Source organism: Jiangella endophytica (assembly GCF_003427025.1).
Lineage (GTDB): Bacteria > Actinomycetota > Actinomycetes > Jiangellales > Jiangellaceae > Jiangella > Jiangella endophytica.
Genome location: NZ_QVAI01000014.1, coordinates 133,323 through 157,168, shown reverse-complemented (window position 1 = coordinate 157,168; position 23,846 = coordinate 133,323). Strand labels below are relative to the sequence as shown.

17 protein-coding genes are annotated in these 23,846 nt (G+C 71.5%); 5 read left to right on the top strand and 12 right to left on the bottom strand.

What is annotated here, in order from left to right; translation table 11 throughout:
• The 7 genes from DZA62_RS25105 to DZA62_RS25075 form a co-directional block, all read right to left on the bottom strand.
• Positions 1–1,290 (bottom strand): ABC transporter substrate-binding protein, encoded by a 1,290-nt coding sequence (locus DZA62_RS25105; protein WP_116951676.1) that lies wholly within the window; start codon positions 1,288–1,290, stop codon positions 1–3.
• Between the two features lie 30 nt (positions 1,291–1,320).
• Positions 1,321–2,934, bottom strand: coding sequence for an FAD-dependent oxidoreductase (locus DZA62_RS25100; protein WP_116951675.1), 1,614 nt, complete (start codon positions 2,932–2,934; stop codon positions 1,321–1,323).
• A 33-nt stretch (positions 2,935–2,967) separates the two neighbouring features.
• Positions 2,968–4,014 (bottom strand): LacI family DNA-binding transcriptional regulator, encoded by a 1,047-nt coding sequence (locus DZA62_RS25095; protein ID WP_198664157.1) that lies wholly within the window; start codon positions 4,012–4,014, stop codon positions 2,968–2,970.
• Positions 4,015–4,251: 237 nt separating this feature from the next.
• Positions 4,252–5,598 carry an erythromycin esterase family protein gene (locus DZA62_RS25090; RefSeq protein WP_116951674.1) on the bottom strand — a complete coding sequence of 449 codons (1,347 nt, stop codon included), beginning with the start codon at positions 5,596–5,598 and terminating at the stop codon, positions 4,252–4,254.
• 98 nt (positions 5,599–5,696) lie between these two features.
• Entirely contained in the window at positions 5,697–7,025 is a 1,329-nt protein-coding gene (locus DZA62_RS25085; RefSeq protein WP_116951673.1) for a phytase, read from the bottom strand.
• A gap of 307 nt (positions 7,026–7,332) precedes the next feature.
• A complete protein-coding gene (locus DZA62_RS25080) occupies positions 7,333–8,286 on the bottom strand; it encodes an acetylxylan esterase (RefSeq protein WP_198664156.1) in 954 nt (317 codons plus the stop codon).
• An 11-nt stretch (positions 8,287–8,297) separates the two neighbouring features.
• On the bottom strand, positions 8,298–8,780 hold the full coding sequence (locus tag DZA62_RS25075) for a hypothetical protein (RefSeq protein ID WP_198664155.1): 483 nt from the start codon (positions 8,778–8,780) through the stop codon (positions 8,298–8,300).
• A gap of 67 nt (positions 8,781–8,847) precedes the next feature.
• Between DZA62_RS25075 and DZA62_RS25070 the strand changes: the two genes are divergently transcribed.
• The 5 genes from DZA62_RS25070 to DZA62_RS25050 all read left to right on the top strand — a co-directional run bounded on the left by DZA62_RS25070 (position 8,848) and on the right by DZA62_RS25050 (position 16,526).
• Complete coding sequence (locus tag DZA62_RS25070) at positions 8,848–9,486, top strand: TetR/AcrR family transcriptional regulator C-terminal domain-containing protein (protein ID WP_116951672.1); 639 nt, start codon at positions 8,848–8,850, stop codon at positions 9,484–9,486.
• Positions 9,487–9,666: 180 nt separating this feature from the next.
• A complete protein-coding gene (locus tag DZA62_RS25065) occupies positions 9,667–9,933 on the top strand; it encodes a hypothetical protein (protein ID WP_116951671.1) in 267 nt (88 codons plus the stop codon).
• A gap of 12 nt (positions 9,934–9,945) precedes the next feature.
• Positions 9,946–12,513 carry an alpha-L-rhamnosidase gene (locus tag DZA62_RS25060; protein ID WP_116951670.1) on the top strand — a complete coding sequence of 856 codons (2,568 nt, stop codon included), beginning with the start codon at positions 9,946–9,948 and terminating at the stop codon, positions 12,511–12,513.
• 602 nt (positions 12,514–13,115) lie between these two features.
• A complete protein-coding gene (locus tag DZA62_RS25055; RefSeq protein ID WP_116951669.1) occupies positions 13,116–14,810 on the top strand; it encodes a right-handed parallel beta-helix repeat-containing protein in 1,695 nt (564 codons plus the stop codon).
• A 21-nt stretch (positions 14,811–14,831) separates the two neighbouring features.
• Positions 14,832–16,526: a right-handed parallel beta-helix repeat-containing protein gene (locus DZA62_RS25050; RefSeq protein WP_116951668.1), complete on the top strand. Its 1,695-nt coding sequence runs from the start codon at positions 14,832–14,834 to the stop codon at positions 16,524–16,526.
• A 77-nt stretch (positions 16,527–16,603) separates the two neighbouring features.
• Here DZA62_RS25050 and DZA62_RS25045 read toward each other — a convergent pair whose 3' ends face one another.
• The 5 genes from DZA62_RS25045 to DZA62_RS25025 all read right to left on the bottom strand — a co-directional run bounded on the left by DZA62_RS25045 (position 16,604) and on the right by DZA62_RS25025 (position 23,606).
• A complete protein-coding gene (locus DZA62_RS25045; protein WP_116951667.1) occupies positions 16,604–18,193 on the bottom strand; it encodes a glycoside hydrolase family 5 protein in 1,590 nt (529 codons plus the stop codon).
• Positions 18,190–19,614 (bottom strand): GH1 family beta-glucosidase, encoded by a 1,425-nt coding sequence (locus tag DZA62_RS25040; RefSeq protein ID WP_232827599.1) that lies wholly within the window; start codon positions 19,612–19,614, stop codon positions 18,190–18,192. The genes DZA62_RS25045 and DZA62_RS25040 overlap by 4 nt, the downstream gene beginning before the upstream one ends.
• On the bottom strand, positions 19,611–20,831 hold the full coding sequence (locus DZA62_RS25035) for an ROK family transcriptional regulator (RefSeq protein WP_116951666.1): 1,221 nt from the start codon (positions 20,829–20,831) through the stop codon (positions 19,611–19,613). Before DZA62_RS25035 ends, DZA62_RS25040 begins: the two co-directional genes overlap by 4 nt.
• A 68-nt stretch (positions 20,832–20,899) precedes the next feature.
• On the bottom strand, positions 20,900–21,634 hold the full coding sequence (locus DZA62_RS25030) for a glycoside hydrolase family 16 protein (RefSeq protein WP_116951665.1): 735 nt from the start codon (positions 21,632–21,634) through the stop codon (positions 20,900–20,902).
• 34 nt (positions 21,635–21,668) lie between these two features.
• Positions 21,669–23,606 (bottom strand): family 16 glycosylhydrolase, encoded by a 1,938-nt coding sequence (locus DZA62_RS25025; protein WP_116951664.1) that lies wholly within the window; start codon positions 23,604–23,606, stop codon positions 21,669–21,671.
• Positions 23,607–23,846 lie beyond the last annotated feature (240 nt).

The following is a 23,846-nucleotide window of genomic DNA, read 5'->3' as shown; positions in this document are numbered from 1 at the left end:
TCAGCCGCCCAGCAGCGGGTCGGCGGCCGCGCAGACCGACTCGGCGACGGCGGTGACGTCGGCGTCCGCGGTCCACAGCGCGTCCAGCTCGGCCCGGACGGCCTGCTGCAGTTGCGCGAAGTTCGCGTGCGCCGGCTTGGTCACCGCGCCGGGGATCCCGTCGATGACGACGGCCTGCAGTTGCTCGGCCGTGAGCTTCGCATTGGCCCCCTGCAGGGTCTGCGCGGTGAGCAGCGACGTGCGCGGCGGCGGGAAGTACGCGGCCAGCCGCTCGGCGTTCTCCGGGCTGGTGAAGTAGGCCAGGAAGTCCGCGGCGACCTCGGCGTTCGGGCCGTCGGCGAACACCCCGATGCCGGCCTGCCCGATCACGTTGACGTGCCCCGCCGGGCCGTCCGGCAGCGGCACCAGATCCCAGCCGAAGCTCTCGTCCAGTGCCGACGCGCGGCTGATCTGCGTGACCGTCATCGCGGCGTCGCCGGCGAAGAAGTCGGCCGTCGTGCCCGGGCCGGGCATGGCGCCGGTGGTGAAGATCTGGTCGTGGATCCAGGTCAGCGCGTCGATCATCTCCGGCGACGTGAACTCGCAGGTGGAGCCGTCCGCCGACCACGGCTGCGCGCCGAAGCTCGACCAGATGGTGCCGAGGTTCTCCCAGAGGGCGAAGTCGAAGTCGCGGACGACCAGCCCGGCCTTGCCGCCGGCCTGCGCGGTCGCGGCCGCGATCTCGGCCGCGCGGTCCCACGTCCACTCGCCGGACGCGATCAGGTCGGCGGGCAGCGGCTGGCCGGCCGCCGTCAGCTGGTCGGTGTTGACGAAGACGCCGAACGGGCTGTTCGAGAACGGGTAGGCGTAGAGGCCGCCGTCGCTCTCCCACAGCCGCAGCGCGTCGGGCTCCAGGTCGTCGACGTCGTAGCCGTCGGTCTCCTCCAGCACCGGGCGCAGGTCCAGCAGTGCGCCGCTGGCGACGAACTCGGGCGCCGACGACTCGAAGATCCACGCGAGGTCCGGTGGGTTGCCGCCGGCGATCTGCGTGGTGATGCCGGTGGTGTAGTCCTCGAACGGCAGCGTCTCGAAGCCGATCTCGGAGACCGTGTCCGGGTGCTCGGCGACGTAGGCGTCGGCGATCTCCTGGAACAGCGCCAGTTGCGCCTCGTCGGCGGTCCACACGGTCATCCGCAGCGCGGCCGGGCCGTCCGACGTCGAGTCGCCGTCGTCGTCGCCGCCTCCGCAGGCGGTCAGGGTCAGGGCGGCGGCCGTGATGCCGGCGACGCCCACCAGTGTGCGGTGCTTCATCGTCCCTCCTTGGACGTGTGCAGCAGCGGGTCAGTAACCGGACACGCCGGCCGGCCAGCGCAGTTCGACGCCGTCCCGGGTCAGCAGTGCCTGGAAGTCCTCGAGCAGCGGCTGCTTGGCCTGGATCTCGTGCGGCTGCCGGTCGTCGTCGAGGCAGCTCGCGGCCAGGTGGCCGGCGGCCTCGCCGATGTTCCACTCGACCGGGTGCAGCCGGTAGCAGCCGTTGGTGATGTGGGTGGTGCCGATGTTCTTGCCCGCGGGGAGCAGGTTGCGCATCCGCTGGGGCAGCAGGGCGCCGAGCGGGATCTCGAACGGCTCGGCCGCGACGTCGAGGTAGTTGTCGCCGCCGGTGGAGGGGTGCAGGTCGATGCGGTACATGCCGATGCCGATGGTGTCCGCGTAGCGCCGGGCGCCGTGCGCGCCGCGGACCGCCTGGGACAGGTCGTGCTCGACGATCGTGGTGACGGCCCGTATGCGCCGGCCCTCGCGGACGTAGGGCGCCTGCGCCAGTCCGTCGGTGCTCCCGACGACGTCGGCGCGCAGCCGCAGCCCGGGCCAGCCGGTGCCGCCGTCGGGGCGCGGCGCCTCGGTCTGCATCCAATAGAGCATCGAGAGGCTGAGCTGCTTGGCGTCGTCCAGCCGGGCCCGCCGCGTCGCGTCGTCGACGTCGACCACCGGCGCCTCGAAGTAGTCGATGTTCGGCCAGTTCACCAGCGTGATGTCGCTGGCGTAGTGCCCGGGTGCGAAGAGGTCGCGGGCGGCGATGCGGCGGAACGTCCAGAGGTTGCCGTCGCCCTGCTCGCGGCTCTGGTCGGCGTCGACGGCGAGCGCGTCGTCGCCCGGGTTCGGGTCGAAGACGCGCGGCTTGGGCCGCAGGGTGCGCGGGTCCGGCGCGCCGAAGCTGAGCAGCGGCGACCCCCAGAACTCCGGTTCCACCGAACGCCAGTGGCCGTAGCGGGCCGGCCGGTCGATGGTGTGGTCGCCGTCGAGGTGGTCGAGTGCGAAGCAGTAGCTGATCGCCTGCTGGTTGTGCGGCTGTGCGGCGTCCGGCGCACTCGGCTCGCCGGTCTCCGCCCGCGACTCGAAGCCGGTGACGTACTCGGCACCGGTGAGCGGCAGCAAGTCGCCGGTCTCGGTGGCGTCGAGGACGTAGTCGGCCGCGATCGTCGTCGTGGCGCCCGTGCCGAGACGCTCGACGGTCACGGCTCGGACGGTGTCGCCGTCGACGTCCGCGCGGGTCGGGCGGGCCGGCTGCAGGACGGTGAGCCGGCCGGCCGCGCGCCACGGCGCCAGCAACTCGTCGATGACGGCGACCGCGACCCGCGGCTCGTGGCACAGCTTGCTGACCCAGCCGGCGCCCGGGTTCAGCGCCGGGTGCACGCGGGCCGCGTCGGTGAGCGGGTAGGCGCGGCGGTAGTGGTCGCGGATGCCGTCGCGCAGCGCCCGGTAGGTGCGGGTCGCGCCGAACTCCTCGATCCACGGGTGCTCGTCCGGCGGGACGGCCTGGGAGGTGAGCTGGCCGCCGAGCCAGGGGTACTCCTCGGTGAGCACGACGTGCCGCCCGCGGCGCAGCGCCGCCAGGGCCGCCGCGATGCCGCCGAGTCCGCCGCCGACCACCAGGATCTCGGTCCGAAGCTCGTTCACTCGTCTCCTTCCGGGTTCTGCGGACGCCCGCGCTCAGCGCGGCCGGGGAGCGGACACCGTCTGGCCGGGCTCGACCACGCAGGGCAGCAGCCGGTGCCGGTCGGTGGTGCCGGACGGGTCCTCGATCAGCTCGACCAGCAGCGACAACGCCTGCTCGCCCATCTCCTCGCGCGGGATCCGGAAGCCACTCCAGGCGACGCCGGCGTCGTCGGCGCCGGCCTCGACGGGGACGTCCGGCTGACCCAGGACCGCGATGGACAGGTCGCGCGGCACCGTCAGCCCGCGCGCCGCCGCGGCGGCGCGGATGCTGCCCGCGCGGTATGCCTCGGCCAGCACCAGCCCGGTCAGGTGATGCTCCACGGCGACGTCGACGATCTCGTCCGCGGTCAGCTCGGCCGGGTCGAACGACGTCGGCCGCAGCCCCGCCGCGCGCATCGCCGTGCGGTAGCCGGTGAGCCGGTCGATGATCGACTCGCGGTCGCTCAGCTCGCCGACGAACCCGATGCGCTCGTGCCCCTGCTCCAGGAAGAGCCCGACGACGTCGTTCGTCGCCTGGACGTAGTCGGCGCCGACGTAGGGCAGGTCCGCCGAGCCCGGCAGCTCGCGCCGGCCGACGAACACGAACGGGAACCCGTCGTCGAGCAGGTGCACCAGCTCCTGCTTGTCCTCGGCACGGCCGAGCAGCACGCAGCCGTCGGTGACGCCGAGGTGGGCACGGGCCTTGCCGGACAGCCGGCGCCGGCCGTTCTCGACCGGCGCGCTGGTGAACAGCAGCAGGTCGCTGCCCCAGCGCTCGGCCTCGCGCTCGATGCCGACGAGGAACGGGTGGTAGAAGTCGCCGTTGCCCTGCGGGAACACCGGCTCGTAGGTGAAGACGCCGATGATCTGGTTGCGGCCGCGGGCCAGCCGCTGCGCCAGCGGGTTGGCGGAGTAGCCGGTCTTGCTGATCGCGTCGAGCACCCGCTGCCGGGTCTCGGGGCCGACGCGGTCCGGCTCGGCGTTGAGCACCAGCGAGACGGTCGCCTGGCTGACGCCGGCCATCCGCGCGACGTCGGCCTGGGTCGCTCGCTTGGCCGCCATGGCTCGCTCCTCGGTGATAGTTATGCGCATAACTTGATGACCTGAATCCACCGGCTCGAGGCCGGTGGATTGGAGCGATCCTGGCGGGTCGCGCAGCACGTGTCAAGGGTGTGACGTGGACGTTTCGGGCGGAAGTGCGTGGCCGTGCTGGTCAGGCCGCGATTCAGTTATGCGAATTACTCACTGCGCCTCGCCCCGCGGCCGGGTCCGCGCGGCCGGCTGGCACAACGCCGTCGATCAGCTCAGCAGGCGCGCCGCCCGGATGCGGTGCAGGTGGATCACGACGTCGTAGAACTCACCCAGCGCGAGGCGATGGTCCGGCACCGGATAGTCGGCGCCGATGCTGCGGGTCGGGCGGGCCTGTCGCGACCAGTCGCGCAGTACGGCGGGCGCGTCGCGCAGGTCGACGACGTAGTCGCGGAACCGGGCCTGGTCCAGAACGTACTCATGGTGCTCCGGTGACGGCGGGCCGACGGTGAAGGTCTGCAGCGGCTGGTCGTCCGGCCCGGCGTTGAACGAGCCCCGGTGGAAGGTGAACCCCACACTGACGTAGCCGGTGCCGAGCGCCTGCCGCAGGAAGGTTCCCTGCATGTCGGGCTGGAGATCCGGATCGATGCTGGCGTACGCGACGTGGAAGTTGTGTGCCGAGAGCAGCACCTTGTGGCCGGTCCGCTCGTGCCACCAGACGGTGTTGCCCGCCATCGCGGTCTCCCGGTGACGCAGCGCGGCCCCGAGCTCGTCGACGTCGTCGAGGTCGAACGACCACAGGGTGGCGACCTGCTCGATGGTGCGGGCATGCCGCACGGCCCAGGCGTGGGAGTCGTCGGCGCCGGGGCCGAGGTCCGCCAGGAGCTCGACGGCCTGGCGGGCCCGGGCCGCGAACACGCGGCGTTCGGCGAGCGGCCGGCTCGGATACTCCCGCATCCAGGTGTCCATGTCCGTCTCGGGCCGGAGACCGCGATAGAGCTCGGCGAACCGGGGCAGCAGCGCCGGGCGCCGGGCGCGGACGTGCTCCTCGACCCGGGTGAACAACTCCGGGCCGGCGTAGTCGACGTCGTTGCCCATGTAGCGGACCTTGACCCGGTGGCTGCGGTTGTACGCCCGCATCCACTCGAAGAGGGCCAGGTACTCCTGGGTGTGCCACAGCCGGGTGCTGCTCTGGAACTCCTCTCGCATGATCTGCCTGATGTCGCCCTTGCCGGAGACCACGTAGTCGTCGATGCGCAGCCCCGCCGCCGCGTGCACCTCCTGGCTGAAGGTGCGGAACCCCCGTGTGCGCACCAGATACCGGAACACCCGGTGCTTCATGGTGAAGAACTCGCGGGAGTTGTGGGTCGCCTCGCCGAGCCCGACGACGACGGCGTCGCCGATCAGCCGGCCGAACGGCCGCAGGTCGTCGAGGTCGCCGTGTGGCTCGGTCGAGCGGAGCCGATGGCCGTGACGGTCGAGCGCCGCCACGACGGCGTCACCGGCCGACGCCGTCTGCGTGCCGCCGGCGAGGCCGGTGGCCAGCGCCGATCCCGCGACGGCCACCGCACCGAGGAACGTCCGCCGCTTCATCGTGGTCTTGTCGTGTCGCACCATGCATCGACGCTAGGCAGCGCGGCCCGGCCGGTGCACTGGCGCAGTCCCGAGGCCTCACGTTCGGGCCAGCCCCACCTCGGGCGCGCTCGGAACCCCTGTCAGCGCAGCCGCGGGTCATCGCCCGCGCGCGTGCTGACCTGCAGGCCGAGCGCGTCGGCGACCTGGCCCCAATCGACGTAGGAGAAGTTGGTGGCGTCGCGCTCCGGGTCGACGTCCGGGCCGGTCTCGGGCTCGTCGTGGGTGACCAGCAGGCCCTCGCGGTAGTCGCCGACGACACGGTTGGTGACCGCGAGTCCGTCCGAGCCGTTGACGTCGTCGACGCCGTCGCCCTCGACCCGGAAGGTGCCGAGCGGGCGGTTGCGGCCCGTCGTCGAGTAGACGGCGAACCGGTCGTCGCCCTGGCTGGAGACGATGACGTAGCCGGCCCGGCCGCGCCCGTAGTAGACGTCGACGCCCTCGGCGTCGGCGACCAGGTTCGGCCCGCCGAGCCCGGGCTGGTCCGGGTCGGCCGGGACGCACTCCTCGGTCTCCTCGTCGTACACGTCGTGGACGCCGAAGTCGGCGACGGTGTCGATCAGCCGCGGCTCGCCGGAGCCGAGCGGCAGCGGGATCCGCCACAGGCCGACGTCCTCCTGCGTCGCGTACAGCACGTCGGTGCGCTGGTCGACGGCGACGCCCTCGAGTTGCGGGCCGACGCCGGGCTCCTCGCACGGCACCCAGGTGCCGCCGCCGGGGAGCGGGAAACGGTCCGGCAGCGCCAGCCGCTCGACGTCGGTGTAGGCGACCGTGCCGTCGCGGCGCGGGGTGATCCGCGCCGTCGCGATCGTCGTCCTGCCCTCCTGGGTCACGACGGCGTAGGTGCCGGCCGGGCCGGGCTGCCACACGGCGACGCCGTACGCCGTCTGCTCCTCGTCGACCGTCTCGCGGTCCGGGCTGAAGAGGAACTCCTGCTCCGGCGCGGTGATCTCGCGCAGCGGTGTCGTGGCGCGCGAGCCGGCCGGGTCGACGGCGAAGAACCGCAGCTGGTCGTTGTACCGGTCCGACACCACGGCGACGTCGGCCGTGCGGTCGCCGACGCGGATCCCGTAGGCGATGTCGACGTTGTTGTACCTCCCGCCGACGCCGTCGGCGCGCGGTGCGGGCGTCGCCGGCAGCGACTGCAGCTCGCGCGAGTCGAGGTCGTAGACGCGCAGGCCGCCCTCCTTCGCCGTCACGACGACGATCGAGCGGCGGGAGTCGCCCGGGTGCACCCAGATCGCCGGGTCGTCGCCCGACGCGTTGCCGCCCGCCTCGTCGTCGTACAGCACCGGCGTCTCGTTGTCGGTGGTCACGACGGCGGGCGGCGGGGTCCTCGGCGCGCCGGCGGCCGGCAGCGCGAGCGTGAGGGCGAGCGGGACGGCGGCGGCGAGGGCGGCGGTTCGGCGCATGACCGGGAGCCTGCTCCCGCAACCTTGCCGCCCGCGTGGCCGGTGAGCGAACGATCGGCGAACACGCCCCTACGCTGGTGACGTGCTGATCGTGCTGCCTCCGTCGGAGACGCAGGCCCGGCTGGTCCGGGGCCGCGGCCGGTGCGGCGGCCGAGGTGGCCCGCAACGTCGAGGTGCGCTCCAGCAGCTACGCGCCGCTGTGGCGGCCCGGACCCGAGCTGGCCGCTCGGTGGGTCGTGCTGCGGGTGCCCGGCTCACCGCACGGCGCCAAGGCCACCCCGCGACTGCGCGCCCTGGGCGCTCGACGTCATTTGAGCAGGAACGAGCGCAGCGCGGCGGCGCGGCGCTCGTCGTCGGCCGCCTGGTCCGGGTACTCGGTGTGGCCGGCGGCGAGGACGAGCAGTTCCTTGTGGCCCGGGATCGCGTTGTGGACGGCGAACTGGCCGGGCGGCGGTACGGCGGAATCCCACAGCGCCGGCGCCACGAGCATCGGGATGCGCAGCCGCCGGGCCGCCGTCGCGGCGTCGAAGAAGCGCAGCACCTCACGCACCTGCGGATGCCGCTCGACGTGGAGCCGGACCGCCTCGCCGCTGCCGGTGCACGGCATCGTGAGGCGAAGGTCGTGGTTGCCGAAGCTGGGCACCGTCAGCGCGCCGCGGTCGAACCGGTCGTCCCAGGGCAGCGCCAGCGCGCCGATGCCGCCGCCGAAGCTGGCACCGGCGTAGCCGACCCGGTCCGGCGGCTCGGGCAGCAGCGCCAGCAGCGCCGACGCCGCGCACCAGACGTCGGCGGCACAGCCGCCGTGCACGTAGGTCGCGGCCGACTCGATGCCGTGCAGCACGTGCTCGGCGGAGACCGCCGGGACACCCGGGACCAGTCCGCGGGTCGGCAGCCCGCGCGACGCGGCGAGCAGGACCGCGGTGCCGGGCAGCTCGAAGCCGGGGTCGGGCTGATCGCGGCCGCCGTACCCGTGCCCGACGACGACGGCGCGCTCCACGTCGTCCGGCGGCAGCCACAGCCAGCCGCCCAGCCGCACCCCGTCCAGCGAGGTGAACTCCACGTCGTGCCAGCCCGGCGGGGAAGCCGGGCGGACGACCGGCGCGGTGTCGACCGCCAGCGCCCGCTCGTACAGCGACGTCCAGAACTCGGCGAACCCGGGCGGCTCGTCCGGCGCGTCCACCGTCAGCAGAGCGTCGAGGTCGTAGCCGTAGGTCGCGTCGAAGGCGTCCGGACCGAACCAGTCGTCATAGGGCAGCGGCACGATCCGTGACGTTAGCGAACGCCGCGGTCGCGGAACCAGGCGGCCAGGACGGCGGCGCTGCCGGGCAGGGCGAGGAGGACCAGGATGGTGCTGCCCAGCCACCACGGGACGTACTGGTTGTAGGGGTCACCGCCGGCGCCGGCGACGGCGCCCAGTGCGCTCATGCCCAGCACGAACAGCGTCGTGACGGTGGCGCGCACGCCGCGGTCCCGCTTCGCCGCCCAGAGCGAGAGCAGCCAGCCGGCCAGCCCGAGCACGCCGACGATCAGCAGTCCGATGACGATCGCGTTGCGGTCCATCGCGACCTCGCCGGCGTCCCACTCCGGGTAGGCGGCCTCGACGTGCCGTTCGACCGAGCCGAAGACCCACAGGTCGAGCAGGGGGAGCAGCAGGCACACGACCTGCAGGCCGACCCCGAACCGCAGCGCCCGCACCGTGCTCTGCCAGCGGCTCGTGCGCAGCCCGTTCTGCACCGCCATGACGATGCCTCCCATCTCTTACGGTGTATGACTCGCTGACGATGCTAGTCTTACGCCGTAAGTGAGGTCAAGGAGGGCAGCCGTGGGCCGGTCGCGAGTGCAGGGCAAGCACGCGGGTCTGACCCGAGACCAGGTGCTCCAGGCCGCCGTCCACCTGGCCGACCGTGACGGCGCCGCGGCGTTGTCGATGCGCAAACTGGCCCGCGAGCTCGACGTCGAGGCGATGACGCTCTACCACCACGTCCAGAACAAGCAGGGCCTCGAGGACGCCATCGTCGAGTACGTGCTGGCCGAGTCGCTCTCGCCACCACCGCCGCCGCCGGCCTCGTGGCAGCAGGTCGTCGCCGGTCACGCCGACGAGCTGCACCGCGGTCTCGCGAAACATCCGGGCGCCGTGCCGCTGTTCGCGTCGCGGACCGCCATCACGCCGCGGACGCTCGCCATCCTCGAGCACCTGCTCCGCGTCCTCCGCGACGCCGGGTTCGCCCCGCGGACGGCGCTGCACCTGGTCTACGCGGTCGCCGGTGCCGTCGTCGGCCAGCACCTCGCCTACGCCGGCGAGCAGAACCAGCAGCCCGCGGACGTCGCCGACCTCGCCGGCGACGACCTGCCGGTCCTCGCCGAAGCGCTCGCCGGCGGCCCGGTGACGATGGAGTCGCGGCTGGAGTTCACCCTGACGGCGCTGATCGCCGGCTTCGAGACGCTGCTGCCGGGCGGTTAGGGCGCGTCCAGACGGCCACGCCGTCGCGCGTGCCGAGCACCCCGCGCCCGCGCAGCCGGTACTGCACTCCACGGGTGGTTCGCGACAGCGTGCCGGCCGGCCGACCGGCGCGTCTTCGACAGTGGCGACCACGTCGCCACCTACGCTTTAAATCGTTCCAATCCGATCCGGGGGATCGCCATGACCGTCGCCCTGAACGACCTGCCGCCGAGAAAGCAGTGCCGCACTGCCCGGATCGGTTTCGTGGTGGGCGGCCTCGATCTGTACTGGCCGCAGCTTCCCGGTCTCCTCCGGCGGCCGCACCGCGAGGACGGCGACCCGGGCGAGTGGGTCGACGCCTGGTCCGCGACCGGTGTCGGGCACCACTGGTCGCTGTCGGTCGGGCACCGGGCGGGCGACTACCGCGCCGCGGCCGACCTGCTGGGTATCCCGTTCCGGTCCGTCTGAGGAGGGTCATTCGTGCACATCGAGAGGGTCGTCGCCGAGTACGACGCGCAGTCGCCGGGGATCGGCGTGGCCGCGCCCCGGCTGTCCTGGACCCGTTCCGGCGGGGCGGAGCAGACCGCCTACGAGGTGCGGCTGCGGACCGCGGCGGGCGACCTCCGCACCGCGCGGGTGGCCGGCGCGGGACAGGTCTTCGAGCCGTGGCCGTTCGCGGAGCTGCGCTCACGGGAGCGGGTCGAGGTCGAGGTGCGGGCCGAGGCCGGCGGTGAGTGGAGTGACTGGAGCGCGCCGTTGGTCGTCGAGGCCGGGCTGCTGCGGCCCGAGGACGTCACGGCACGGTTCATCAGTCCCCGCGACCTCGGCGGGCTCGACGACGGCGCCGTCGCGCTGGTCCGCGACCTCGACCTCACCGGGCCGGTGGCGTCGGCGCGCCTCTACGTCACCGCCCACGGCGTGTACGACGCGTGGATCGGCGGCCGCCGGGTCGGCGACCACCTGCTCGCCCCGGGCTGGACGGCCTACCACTCCCGGCTGCGCTACCAGACCTTCGACGTGACGGAGCACCTGCGGGACGGCGGGCGGACGCGGCTCGCCGTCGGCCTGGGCAACGGCTGGTACCGCGGGCGACTGACCTGGAACCTGCGCCGCGACCACTACGGCGACCGGCTGGCACTGCTCGCCCAGCTGGAGATCACCTACGCCGACGGCCGCAGCGAGACGGTGGTCACCGATGACCGGTGGCGGGCCGGCGGCACGGGGATCCTGGCCGACGACCTCTACGACGGGCAGCGCACCGACCTTCGGGTGCCGCTCGTCCCGGACGCCGCGGCCGACGGCGCCGTCGACGTCCTCGAGACCGACGCCGCCCGCCTGGTCGCGCCTCTGGGTCCACCGGTGCGTGCGGTGGCGACGGTACCGGCCCGCTCGGTCACCGCGTCTCCGTCCGGCGCCCAGCTCGTCGACTTCGGCCAGAACGTCGTCGGCTGGGTGCGCCTGCGGGTGTCCGGGCAGCCCGGCCAGGAGGTGACGATCCGGCATGCCGAGGTGCTCGAGGACGGTGAGCTCGGCGTCCGTCCGCTGCGCGAGGCCAAGGCCACCGACACCTACGTCCTGGCCGGCGGCCCGCAGGTGCTCGAGCCCCGCTACACCTTCCACGGCTTCCGCTACGCCGAGGTCACCGGCGCCGACGTCCAGGCGTCCGACGCCGAGGCCGTCGTCGTCAGTTCCGACCTGCGTCGCACCGGGTGGTTCGAGTGTTCCGAGCCCGATCTCGACCGGCTGCACGAGAACGTCGTGTGGGGCATGCGGGGCAACTTCCTCGACGTCCCGACCGACTGTCCGCAGCGCGACGAGCGGCTCGGGTGGACCGGCGACATCCAGGTGTTCGCCCCGACCGCCAGCTTCCTGTTCGACGTCGGCGGCTTCCTCGGCTCGTGGCTGGGTGACCTCGCGGCCGAGCAGCGTCCCGACGGCGGTGTGCCCTTCGTCGTGCCCGACGTCGTGTACGAGCACATCGGCGGCCCGCGACCGGGCGACGCTCCTCACTCGCCCCCGGCCGGCTGGGCCGACGCCGCCGTCCACGTGCCGTGGACGCTGTACGAGCGCTACGGCGACACCGGCGTGCTGGAGCGCCAGTACGACTCGATGCGCGCCTGGGTCGACAAGGCCCGCTCGCTGGCCGGCGACTCGCTGCTCTGGGACACCGGCTTCCAGTTCGGCGACTGGCTCGACCCCGACGCGCCGCCGGACGACGCGGCCGCGGCGAAGGCCGACCCGGCCGTGGTCGCCACGGCGTACCTCGCCCGTAGCTCTCACCTGCTGGCGCGGGCGGCCGCCGTCCTCGGCCGCGCGGACGACGCCGAGCACTACCGGCGCCTGTCGTCCGACGTCGTCCGCGCCTTCGACGAGGCCTATGTCGCCGCCGACGGCACCGTGCAGAGCGACTGCCAGACCGTCTATGCGCTGGCCATCGTGTGGGACCTGCTGGAGACCCCCGTCCAGCGGGCCGGCGCCGGCCGTCGGCTGGCCGAGCTCGTGCGGGCGGCGGACTTCCACGTCAGCACCGGTTTCCTCGGCACACCGCTGGTGCTGGACGCACTGTGCCGCGCCGGGCATCCGGACCTCGCCCACTCGATGGTGCTCACCCGCACCGCGCCGTCCTGGCTGTACGCCGTCGGCATGGGCGCGACGACGATCTGGGAACGCTGGGACTCCATGCTCCCGGACGGCTCGATCAACCCCGGCGAGATGACGTCGTTCAACCATTACGCCTACGGCGCGGTCGCCGACTGGCTGCATCGCTGTGTGGCCGGGCTCGCGCCGGCGGCGCCCGGCTACCGCGAGGTCTCCGTCCGACCGCTCGTCACCGGCCAGCTCCAGCGGGCGGCGGCCCGGCACCTCAGCCCTTACGGGCCCATCGCCGTCTCCTGGCGCCTCGACGGCGAGAGGTTCGAGGTGGAGCTCGACGTCCCCGCCGGTGTGACGGCACACCTGGACCTGCCGTTGGCCGCGCAGCCGGCTCACACGGTCGGCCCGGGCACGCACCGCTTCGCCGGCGCCTGGGTCCCGGCGGGGCCGGCGTGAGAGTGGACCCGGGCCGGCCGCCGGGTCAAGGTGAGGGGAGGCCGGCCGAGAGCGCTGGTGGCCACCCTGGGTGAGTACCGGCTCGGGCGATGAGCTCTCGGGCCTGTCTGGGCCGGGCTTCCGCTGGCTACTGGCACCCGCGCCATCGAGGCCTACGACATACTCGAACGGCCCGACGCCGACCAGCTGCGTCGCCGCATCGACGCTGGTCACGACCGGAACGTCACCGTGTCCGGCAACTGACCTCCGCAGGGGCGCGAAGACCCCGTGGCGTGGGCAGGCCCGCGGGCCGGGTGGCGCCGAGACGAGGGTGCCCGCCGCGCTGGACCGCGGTGCGTTGAGGGTCGCCGGAGGACGGGTCGCGTCCCGCGTCCCGTCACGGCCGGCAGCCGTAGTGCGACTTTTCGCAGATCTTGACGCGAACGTGACATACCAGTAACGTCTTGTTGCACCCCTTCTTTTAAGACTCGACTTAAGTCGAGTCTCGGCTGAGAGAGAAGTGCGAGCACCTGCCGCGCGCGGCCGTTCCGAATGGCCTGCGGCCGTGCCCCCGATCGACTCCGTGCGTCCAACCGATTCACCGGCGAAGAGGTGGTAGAGGCATGAGATCCAGGATTCTGTCCGTGATCGCGGCAGCGCTGGCGGTGGCCGCGTCGTTGTCAGGCGGTGTCGCCCCGGCCGGGGCCGCCGAGGGGACGTATTACGTGTCGCCCAACGGCAACGACAGCAACAGCGGCCTGTCGCCCAGCCAGGCCTGGCGGACCATCGGCAAGGTCAACGACTTCACCTTTCCCCAGGGGAGTCTCGTCTATTTCGAGGGCGGCCAGACGTTCACCGGGTGCCTGGTGTTCGACTCGGGCAACGTGCCGAACTCGTCGGCGTCGACGCCGTTCCGGGTGTACTCGTACGGCACCGGTCAGGCCACCATCCGGTCCGACTGCACAGGCGACTATTCGGCGGCCGTCACCGCGGACAACGTGAGCGGGTTCCGCCTGAACAACCTCAGGCTCGTCAACGGCGGCACGACCGCGGCGGGCGTCCTGCTCCAGAACCAGGAGTCGTCGACCCCGACGCAGTCGATCGTCATCCAGAACTCACAGATCACCGGATTCACGACGCCCGCCGGGAGTTCCAGCAGCCTCGGCGGAGCGATCCAGATCATCGGGTTCGCGGTGAACAGCAACAACGGGCCGATGAACGACATCCAGATTCTCGACAACCGGCTCTACGGCGCCTCCAAGACCGCGCCCGACGGGCCCGCCATCAACGGCTGGGGCTACGGACAGAACATCACCGACGTGCTGGTCGACGGGAACACCGTCTACAACCTCGGCATGCGCCCCAACACGGTGGGTGGCGCCATCACCGCGAACGGCTGGAACGGGGCCGTCATCCAGCACAACAAGGTGTATGACATCGGCGCCAACGTGACGTCCTGCGGCGGCACGAGCGGGATCCTCGCGTACACCTCGAGCCACGTCACCATCCGCTACAACGAGGTCTACAACGTCGAGCCCTACCCGAGCTACGTCAGCGGCTGCGACTGGGACGGCATCGATCTCGACGGCGGCGTCGACAACTCCGTCGTGGAGTACAACTACACCCACGACAACGCCGGCAACGGTCTGCTCGCCTACGTCGACAGCCCCGGCGGGAAGCCGTGGGGACCGAACACGTTCCGCTACAACGTCTCCGAGAACGACGACAACATCAAGGCGCAGGGCGGCCTGATGGGCGTCGTGCCGCGGGCTCCGACGGGCGCGTTGTCCATCTACGGCAACACCTTCTTCACCGATGTCGACCAGCGGTCGAAGAGCACGGCCAGTGCCTGCTTCTTCTTCGGCTACAGCGGCGGGGCATGGGCGAGCGGATCGCAGATCAGGAACAACATCTGCCATGTCGCCAACCGGGACCAGTACGGCCGGCCCGGGCAGTTCTACTACAACCCCAACGGTCAGACCGGGATGCCGATCTCGAACAACCTCTACTACACGAACGGGGCGCCGACATGGCGCTGGGGCGGCACGACGCACAGCTCGTTCGCGGCCTGGCAAGCGGCCGGGCTCGAGACCGCGCCGGTGTGGGGCGACCCGCTGTTCGCCTCGGCCGGCAACGGCGGCACGTGCACGTGGAACCCGGCGACCGGTGTCGGACCGCAACCGTGCCCGTCGGCGTATCGCCTGCAGCCCGGCTCGCCGGCGCTCGGCAAGGGCGCGAACATCGCCGGCAACGGCGGTCTCGACTACTTCCAGGACCCGATCCCGAACCCGCCGAACATCGGCGCCGACGCGGGCTAGACGAGAAAGGTGGGAAGAGCCATGAGATCCAGAGTCCTGTCCACGATCGCGGTGGCGCTGGTGGTGGCCGCGTCGTCACTCGCCGGAGTCGGTCCGGCCCAGGCGGCGGCACCGATCTACTACGTGTCGCCGAACGGCAACGACAGCAACAGCGGCCTGTCGCCCAGCGAGGCCTGGGCCACGCTCAGCAAGGTCAACGGCTTCACCTTTCCGCAGGGGAGCACCCTCTACTTCGAGGGCGGCAAGTCCTTCTCCGGCTGCCTGGTGTTCGATTCGGACAACGTGCCGAACTCGTCGGCGTCGACGCCGTTCCGGGTGTCCACGTACGGCACCGGGCGGGCGCAGATCCAGTCCTGGTGCGTCGGTGACTACTCGGCCGCCATCTCGGTGGACAACGTCCACGGATTCGTCCTGGACAACTTCCTCATCTCCAGAAGCAGCGCGACGGCCCTGGGCATTCTGCTCCAGAACCAGGAGTCGACGTCGCCGACGCAGTCCATCACGATTCAGAACTCGCAGATCACCGGCTTCACCAGGCCGGCCGGAAGCGCCACGACCCTGGGCGGCGCCATCGGGATCATCGGCTATGCGGTCAACGGCAACAACGGGCCGATGAACGACATCAAGATCCTGAACAACCGGTTCTACGGCGTCTCCAAGACGGCGGCCGACGGACCTGGCATCGACGGCTGGGGCTACGGGCAGAACATCACCAACGTGCTGGTCGAGGGCAACGTCGTCGAGAACCTCGGCATGCGCCCGGCGACGGTGGGCGGAGCCATCACCGCGAACGGCTGGAACGGAGCCGTCATCCAGCACAACAAGGTCCGCGACATCGGCGCCAACGTGACGTCGTGCGGCGGCACGAGCGGCATCCTGGCCTACACGTCGAGCAACGTCACGGTACGCCACAACGAGGTGTACCGGGTCGAGCCCTATCCGAGCCATACGGCCGGCTGCGACTGGGACGGCATCGACCTCGACGGCGGCGTGAAGAACTCCGTCGTGGAGTACAACTACACGCACGACAATGCCGGCAGTGGCCTGCTCGCGTACACCGACAACGTCAACGGCGTGACGTGGGGACCGAACACGTTCCGCTACAACATCTCCGAGAACGACGACAACATCAAGGCGCAGGGCGGCCTGATGGACATCGTGCCCAGGGCGCCGGCGAACGCGCTGTCCATCTACGGCAACACGTTCTTCACCAACGTCGCCCAGACCGGTGACTCCACCGCGAGCGCGTGCTTCAACATCGGCTACGCCTCGGGAACGTGGGGCAGCGGATCGCAGATCAGGAACAACATCTGCCACATGGCCAACCGGGACCAGTACGGCCGGTCGGGACAGTTCTTCTACAACCCGAACGGTCAGACGGGCATGACGCTGTCGAACAACCTGTACTACGCGACCAACACGCCGTCCTGGCGTTGGGGCGGCACGACGTACAGCGGTCTCGCCGCGTGGCAGGCGTCCGGCCGCGAGACCGGGGCGGTCGGCGGCAACCCGCTGTTCTCCTCTCCCGGCAACGGCGGCACCTGCACGTGGACGCCGTCGGCCGGCGACGGTCCGCAACCCTGCCCGCAGGCGTACACGCTGCAGGCGGGCTCCCCGGCGCTGGACGCGGGCGTCAACATCACCGGCAACGGAGGCGTCGACTACTTCCAGAACGCCATCCCGAACCCGCCGAACATCGGCGCCGACGCGAACTGAGGCCCGCCTGACCGTGCGACCGCGAGCATCCAGGATCGGTGGCGTGATCACACCACCGATCCTGGATGCTGCACGCTCTAGGTGACCTCGAGCCCCACGAGCGCGGTCTCGTCGCTCGTGGCCGTGACCCGGAGGCGGTGGGTGCCAGCGGTGACCGGCGCCGGTGTGCGGTACCGGCCGGTGCGGCCGGACGTCGCCAACGCCACGCCGTCGAGGGCGAGGTCCGGGATCGCGTCGCCGCGCAGCTCCACCTCGACATCGAGCACCGCGGGACCGCCCAGCGAGACCTCGTACTCCACCCAGTCGCCGGCGTCCAGCACGACCTCGAACTGGTCGGCGTACCGGCGGTTCGGGTCGTGTGTCCAGACCGGATCGCCGTCGCCGCAGAAGCGGATGGTCACGGCGTCGTCGGAGCGGAACCCGGGGAACGGCCGGGCGTCGTCGGGACGCGACGACCCCGCGGTGCCGAACGCGAAACCCGTCGCCGGGAGGTGCAGCGGAGCGCGACGGAGCATCGCGCCGACCACCTCGGGCCGGTACGTGCAGCGCTCCAGCCGCATGCGGTCGAGCAGGTCGTCGAGGATCTTCCACGCGTCGTCGGCCTCGGGCTGCGGTGCCCGTCCGGCGGCCCACGCGGTGAGGGCCGGCCACCCGGGCGGTGGGTCGATCGAGCAGGGCGACGTCGCGGTGTCGATCTTCTTCCACGGCCAGAAGTTCCAGCCGATCTCGTGATCCTCGAGCAGCTGGAACATCGTCTGGAACCAGTCCAGCCCGTTCTCGCCGCCCTCACCCATGTAGATCGGCAGGCCGAGCCGGGTGCGTGCGTCGAGGTACTGCTGGATGCTCGGCCGATCCGGCGGCGACCAGTACTTGTGGAACTGCAGCATCGAGTTGGGGTCCCAGACCTCGGTGAAGATGCTCCAGTTGGTCGCCCAGTGGCTGCCCTCGTAGATGATGAGGTGGTTCGGGTCCACGGCACGGATGGCCGTGGTGAGGTCGCGGTAGAGCCGCGCGAGGTCGTCGGCGTAGTGGTGCTGGTAGTCGTTCGGGATCGGCTCGTTGAGCAGGTCGTAGCCGGCGACGACGGTCTCGTCGCGGTAGCGGCGCGCGAGCATCGTCCACAGCTCGATCGTGCGCTCGCGGTGGCCCGCGTCCTCGAACAGCTCGGGGCGGCCGTTGGGGGCGTCGTCGATGTTCGTGCCGGTCTGCCCGCCGGGGGCGCCGTGCAGGTCGAGGACGACCCACAGGCGGTGGGCGCGGCACCAGTCGATCAGCCGGTCGACCAGCGCGAGGCCGTCGTCCAGCGGCGCGCCGTCGTCGGACATGACGACCCGGGCGTTGATCGCCAGCCGGACGTGGTCGAACCCCTCGGCGGCCAAGCGGGCGATGTCGGCCTCGGCGACGAACACGTCGCGGAACCGGCGCCAGAACTCGGTGGCCCGCGACGGACCCACCAGGGTGCTGACCATGGACTCGATGGCACGCGGTGACTGCGGGCCGTCGGTCAGCACCCACATGTACCCCTCGGGCAGCAGCCAGTTGCCCAGGCCCATGCCGCGCCACTGCAGCCGCCGCCCCGCGCCGTCGGCCAGCCGGTCGCCGTCGGCGTGCACGAACCCGTCGAAGGTGGCCGGCCCGGTGCGCGGGCCGGCCGTGCCTGTGGTCATGCCGGTCTCGGCAGCGCGGCGTGGTCGGTGATCAGGTCCCGATACCAGAGAGCGCTGGCCTTGGGGATGCGGGCCTGGGTGTCGTAGGCGACGTAGATGAGACCGAAGCGCATGCGGTAGCCCTCGGCCCACTCGAAGTTGTCCAGCAGCGACCAGGCGAAGTAGCCGCGCAGGTCGACGCCGTCCTTGATGGCGTCGCCGGCGGCGGCGAGGTAGCGCCGCAGGTAGTCGACCCGTTCCTGGTCGAGCACGTTGCCGTCCGGGTCGACGTAGTCGTCGAACGACGCGCCGCTCTCGGTGACGTAGAGCGGGAGGTCGGGGAACTCGCCCGCGACCCGGACCAGGACGTTGCGCAACGACTCCGGCTTGACCGACCAGCCGAGCGATGTCAGCGCGGGTTCGGCGGGGATGTCCCGGGCACGCAGCGGCGGGGTGCCGTCGTCGTCGTGGGCGACGACCACCTGCTGGTAATGGTTGACGCCGAGGAAGTCGATGGGCTCGGCCATGACGGCGTCGTCGCCGGGGCGGATCAGCTCGGCCAGGCCGTCCTCGCGGTAGAGATCGAGCACGTCGGCCGGGTAGCCGCCGCCGCGGAGCGGGCCGAGGAAGGTCTGGTTGTGGTAGGCGTCCCACCGCCGGGCCGCGGCTGCGTCGGCGGGCGACGACGACGCCGGAACGAAGTCGACGATCAGCTGCGCCGTGCCGACGCTCGCGTCCGCGCGGGCGGCCCGGATGGCCCGCACGGCCAGACCGTGGGCGACGTTCAGGTGGTGGGCGGCGGCGACGGCGGCTCGCCAGTCGCGGCGACCCGGCGCGTGCTTGCCCTCGCCGTAGCCGAGGAACGCCTGGCACCACGACTCGTTGGTGGTGATCCAGTCGGTGGCGAGGTCGCCGAGGGCCTCGGCCGTTCGCGCCGCGTACTCGGCGAACCGGTCGACGGTCTCGCGGGCCGGCCAGCCGCCGGCGTCCTCGAGCTCCTGCGGCAGGTCCCAGTGGTAGAGCGTGACGAACGGCCGGATGCCCAGCGCGCGAAGCCGCTCCAGCTGGGCACGGTAGTGGGCCACGGCCAGCGGGTTCAGCGGCCCGCGGCCGGTCGGCTGCAGCCGCGCCCACGACACCGAGAACCGGTAGGCGTTGAGGTTGAGGCTCTTCGCCACGTCGAAGTCGTCGTGCCACCGGTGGTAGTGGTCGCAGGCGATGTCTCCGGTGTCGCCGTTGAGGGTGGCGTCGGGCGAGTGGGAGAACGTGTCCCAGATCGACGGCTTGCGACCGTCGTAGCCGGCCGCGCCCTCGATCTGGTAGGCGGCGGTGGCGGCGCCCCAGCAGAAATCCGCGGGGAACACGTCGAGGCGGGGAGAGTCGTCCGGAGCGGGGTCGGAGTCCGAGGGGTGCGGGACGGGCGGCAGGGACGGAACGGTCACGTGGGCACCTTCGGCAGGGGAGTGAGTCCTTCGATGAGCTGCTCGAGCGAGAGGAGTGCGGCCCCGAGCGCGACGGCGTCGCCGCCCATCGCGGCCGGCTCGAGAGTGAACTGCTCGCCCGGACGGGCCAGCGAGTGACGGCGGATCGCCTCGCTGAGCTGTGGTCCCCGGGCGGCGTGGAGCGGCAGGCCGGCCCAGCCGCCGAGGATGATCTTCTCGGGGTTGGTGAGGTTCACCAGGTTGGCCAGGCCGATACCGAGCCGGCCGACCGCGTCGTCGACGATCGCCGCAGCCGACGAGGTGCCGGCGTCGGCGGCCTCGAGCAGCCGGGCGAACGCCTCCTCGTCGCTGAGGTCGTCGAGGCCGGCACCGGACGCGTCGGCCGTCGCGCGCCAGCGGGCCACGACGCTCCCGCCGCCGACGTACGCCTCGACGCACCCGCGTCCGCCGCAGGCGCACTCGGGTCCGTCGACGGAGATCTTGGTGTGGCCGAACTCGCCGGCGCTGCTGGCCCGGCCACGCAGCAACTGGCCGTCGCTGATGATGCCGGCGCCGATGCCGCGGCCGACCAGCGCGACGACGCAGTCGTCGACTCCGCGCGCCGCGCCGAACCACTGCTCGGCCATGGTGAGCGTCTTCGCGCCGTTGTCGGCCTGGACCGGCAGGTCCGAGATGGTGACGAGGTCGTCGACGGCGGTCGGCGCCCAGCCGAGGCTCTGGGCATAGATGGTGGCGCGCTCGCCGGACCGCTCGACCAGGCCGGGCACGCCGAGGCCCATGCCCATCACCCGGTCGCGGACGTCCGAGCGCCGGCCCAGGATCGTCTCGACGGCGTCGGTCAGCGACCGGCCGACGTCGGCGGGCGACGCCACGGTGGCGGGGAGCTCGACGAAGACCCGGTCGACGGTCGACAGCGACAGGTCGAACAGCTCGACCATGACGCCGTTCTCTCCGACGTCGGCGCCGATCAGGTAGGCGCCCTCGGCGCGGGTCGACAGCCGGGCGATGGGCCGGCCGCCGTTCGACGGCACCGAGCCGACCTCCTGGACCAGGCCGTCGGACATGAGTTCGGTGACGACGTTGGTGATCGTCGCCGTGGACAGCCCGCAGGTCGTCGCGATCTCGGCCCGAGTGGTCTCGCCGGCCAGAACGATGGTCCGCAGAACCAGGGCCCGGTTGCGCCTGCGCAGGTCTCTGACTGTCGACCCGAGCGCCATTTTTTCCTCCCCCGATCGCTGATTCAGCTCATAATCTAAGCCATGAACTAACGGTGGGCAAGAACGTGTCAGGTCCTCCGCCGCCCGAAGACGCGCACGGAGTCCACCTCCATGCGAGCCGGGAACGCAGCGTCGTCCACGCCCTGCTCACCGCCCCAGAATCCACCCACGGCGACGTTCAGGATCAGGTGGAAATCGTGATCGAACGGCCACCGCGCGGCGTCGGCGGCCGCCTCTCGCTCGAAGCTGAAGTAGCTCACGCCGTCGACCGCACAGGAGATCGTGTCGCGATCCCAGTCCAGGGAGTACGTGTGGAAGGCGTCCCGCGCATCCGGCACCGAGGTGACCGCGGTGCGCTGGGTCTTCGCGAGGTGGTTGTAGGCCTCGGTGTGGATGCTCGCGTGGATCACGCCGGGGTCGTGGCCGACGTGCTCCATGATGTCGATCTCGCCGTCGTGCGGCCAGCGCCGGTCCGGGTTCGACGACAGCATCCAGATGGCCGGCCAGGTGCCGCGTCCCCGCGGCAGCCTGGCCACCACCTCGATCCGGCCGTAGCGCCAGTCACCCTTGCCGCGCGAGACGAGCCGGGCGGAGGTGAACGAGCGGTCGTGCCAGTCCTCGCGACGGGCTTCGATGACCAGCCGGCCCTGCTCGACGCGCGCGTTCTCCAGCCGGCCGTCGGTGTAGAACTGGAGCTCGTCGTTGCCCCAGCCGTCGCCGCCGACGTCGTAGCTCCAGCGGGACGGATCCGGCCGGCCGGGCTGGTCGAACTCGTCGGCCCACAGCAGGTCCCAGGTGGTCATCGAAGCCCTCTCGCGTCGTCGTGTTCGGTGCTGCTCAGTCGCAGGCGACGGATCCGGTGAACTGGCAGTCGTCGCCGGGTGCCGTGTAGGCGACGCGGTCGACCTGGAAGGTCACCGTCTCGCCGGGGTCGGCGAACCGTCCCATCCGCGGGCTGGTCTCGCTGCCCCAGATGTTGAGGAACAGGTTCGTCTCCCGGTCGGGGATCTCGGCCGGATCGGTGGTCGAGTGGACGAGCCGGCCGTCGACGTAGAAGTCGAGCCTGGTGGGCGACCAGTCCACGGCGTAGTCGACGTACTCCTGAGACGCCGGCAGGGTGCGCGTCGCCGTCGTCAGCAGCTGCTTGTCGATCCAGGTGTTGACCTCGACCTTGCGGGGGTACTTGCCCAGCAGCTTGGCGACGTCGATCGCTTCCTCCGGCGACGAGGCGCCGGCGCCGACCCAGGTGAAGAACGACGACATCAGCCCCGACCCGGAGACGCCCTTCAAACGCGCCTCGTACACGCCGTAGCCCAGCTTGTCCCGGTGCTGGACCTCGGCGCACGCGTACTGGCGGTCGCCGGTGATCTTCTTCGCGAACGACAGGTTGAGGGCGCCACCGGTGGCGACGACCTGCGCCCGATCCCAGGTGCAGTTCATGACGGTGCCGTTGTTCCAGCCGTGCGAGACGGCCCATCGCGACGTGTCGAGCGTGTCGAAGTCGTCCACGAACGAGTCCGTGACCGGCGGAACGGCGACGTCGCAGGCGACCGACTTCGCGAACTGGCAGTCGTCGCCGGCGCGGGTGAACGCGACGTACTCGTACTCGGCGGTGACAGGCTCGCCCGGGTAGACGAACTCGCCCATCCAGCCGGTCAGGGTGTCCGAACCCCAGATCATCGTGAAGACCTGCTGGCGGTTGGACGGGATGTCCGCGGGATCCGTGACGTCCTCGACGAGCTCGCCGTTGATGTAGAAGCGCAGCCGGTCCGGCTCCCAGATCCAGGCGAAGTCGGCCCACTGCGTGCTGCTGTCGTAGCCGATGTCCTTCACCCATGGCCCGCGGTTGCTGCCGTTGACCCAGGAGTTGAGGTCGACGTGGGTCGGGCTCTTGCCGAGCACCTCGAAGTCGATCTCGTCGTGCGGGTAGCCGTTGTACGGGCCGATGTAGCTGAACAGCGACGAGTTGGTGCCGCTGGCCCGGCCCGCCTGCATCCGGGTCTCGTAGGTGCCGTACCCGTAGCGTTCACTGGACTGGATCGCGCCGCACGAGTAGTCGCGGTCGCCGTACGGGGTGTCGTCGAGCGACAGCGTCAGGACGCCACCGGCGGCGGCGACGTTGGCGGCGTTGAACTGGCAGTTCTGGTGCGCGCCGTTGTTGTAGCCGTTGGGGGTGTACCAGAACACGTTGTCGACGCCGGTGTCGAACTCGTCCAGGAAGGAGCCCGGGCCGACGTCGGGCGGAGGCGTGCCGCCGCTGGTCAGCGAGACGTCGTCCAGGCACAGGGTCCACGGCTGGGCGTGGCCGCCGGCGTTGAACCGGACGTATCCGGCGGTGCCGGTGGCGTTGGCCGTGAAGGCGAACGAGTACGTCTGGGCCGTGTCGGTGAGCTGGATCCGGGGAGCGAAGTCGGCGGACCCGGCGGTCGTGGAGCGGACCACGGGCTGGGTGTAGAGCGTCCGGCTGGCTTGCGCGGTGAACGTCAGCGTGTACGTCTGGCCGGCGGTCAGCGCGAGGCCGCCCTGGTTGACGGTCAGGTCGCCGGGCCACGCCGTGCCGCCGGGGATCGCCGCGCACAGCCGGCCGTCGGTGACCTCCAGCCCGACTCCGCCGGTGGCCGTCCACGGTGCGACGCCCGCGGCGAAGTCGCCGTTGACGATGAGGTTGTCCTGAGCGGCGGCCGGCGCCGGTTGTGCGGATGACGGTGGGGTCACGAGGGCGGCGGTGGCCAGGACGGCGAGCGTGGTCGCGGCCAGGCCGAGTCGTAGTCGCATGGCTGGAGTCCCTTTCCGTTCGTCATCGATCGGATGTGACCTGCCGGAGAGGGGTGCGACCGCCTCTCCCGGGTGACAGGTGGTCACCGCGCGGACTTCGACTATGCCTTGAACGAAGAGATGTAACAAGGGGGAAACGACGCCCCGACTCCTGACCGAACTCTTGACACCGTCAAAACGTCGAGGCTTCAATTATGGCTTGAAGGAAGCCTCGAGCCGGAAACACCCCACCTGGCCCGC

What these genes read in the sequence shown, in the direction of transcription:
- DZA62_RS25105 (WP_116951676.1), bottom strand. Translation starts at nt 1,290, where the DNA reads ATGAAGCACCGCACACTGGTGGGCGTCGCCGGCATCACGGCCGCCGCC.
- DZA62_RS25095 (WP_198664157.1), bottom strand. Translation starts at nt 4,014, where the DNA reads ATGGCGGCCAAGCGAGCGACCCAGGCCGACGTCGCGCGGATGGCCGGC.
- DZA62_RS25090 (WP_116951674.1), bottom strand. Translation starts at nt 5,598, where the DNA reads ATGGTGCGACACGACAAGACCACGATGAAGCGGCGGACGTTCCTCGGT.
- DZA62_RS25085 (WP_116951673.1), bottom strand. Translation starts at nt 7,025, where the DNA reads ATGCGCCGAACCGCCGCCCTCGCCGCCGCCGTCCCGCTCGCCCTCACG.
- DZA62_RS25075 (WP_198664155.1), bottom strand. Translation starts at nt 8,780, where the DNA reads ATGGGAGGCATCGTCATGGCGGTGCAGAACGGGCTGCGCACGAGCCGC.
- DZA62_RS25065 (WP_116951671.1), top strand. Translation starts at nt 9,667, where the DNA reads ATGACCGTCGCCCTGAACGACCTGCCGCCGAGAAAGCAGTGCCGCACT.
- DZA62_RS25055 (WP_116951669.1), top strand. Translation starts at nt 13,116, where the DNA reads ATGAGATCCAGGATTCTGTCCGTGATCGCGGCAGCGCTGGCGGTGGCC.
- DZA62_RS25050 (WP_116951668.1), top strand. Translation starts at nt 14,832, where the DNA reads ATGAGATCCAGAGTCCTGTCCACGATCGCGGTGGCGCTGGTGGTGGCC.
- DZA62_RS25045 (WP_116951667.1), bottom strand. Translation starts at nt 18,193, where the DNA reads ATGACCACAGGCACGGCCGGCCCGCGCACCGGGCCGGCCACCTTCGAC.
- DZA62_RS25035 (WP_116951666.1), bottom strand. Translation starts at nt 20,831, where the DNA reads ATGGCGCTCGGGTCGACAGTCAGAGACCTGCGCAGGCGCAACCGGGCC.
- DZA62_RS25030 (WP_116951665.1), bottom strand. Translation starts at nt 21,634, where the DNA reads ATGACCACCTGGGACCTGCTGTGGGCCGACGAGTTCGACCAGCCCGGC.
- DZA62_RS25025 (WP_116951664.1), bottom strand. Translation starts at nt 23,606, where the DNA reads ATGCGACTACGACTCGGCCTGGCCGCGACCACGCTCGCCGTCCTGGCC.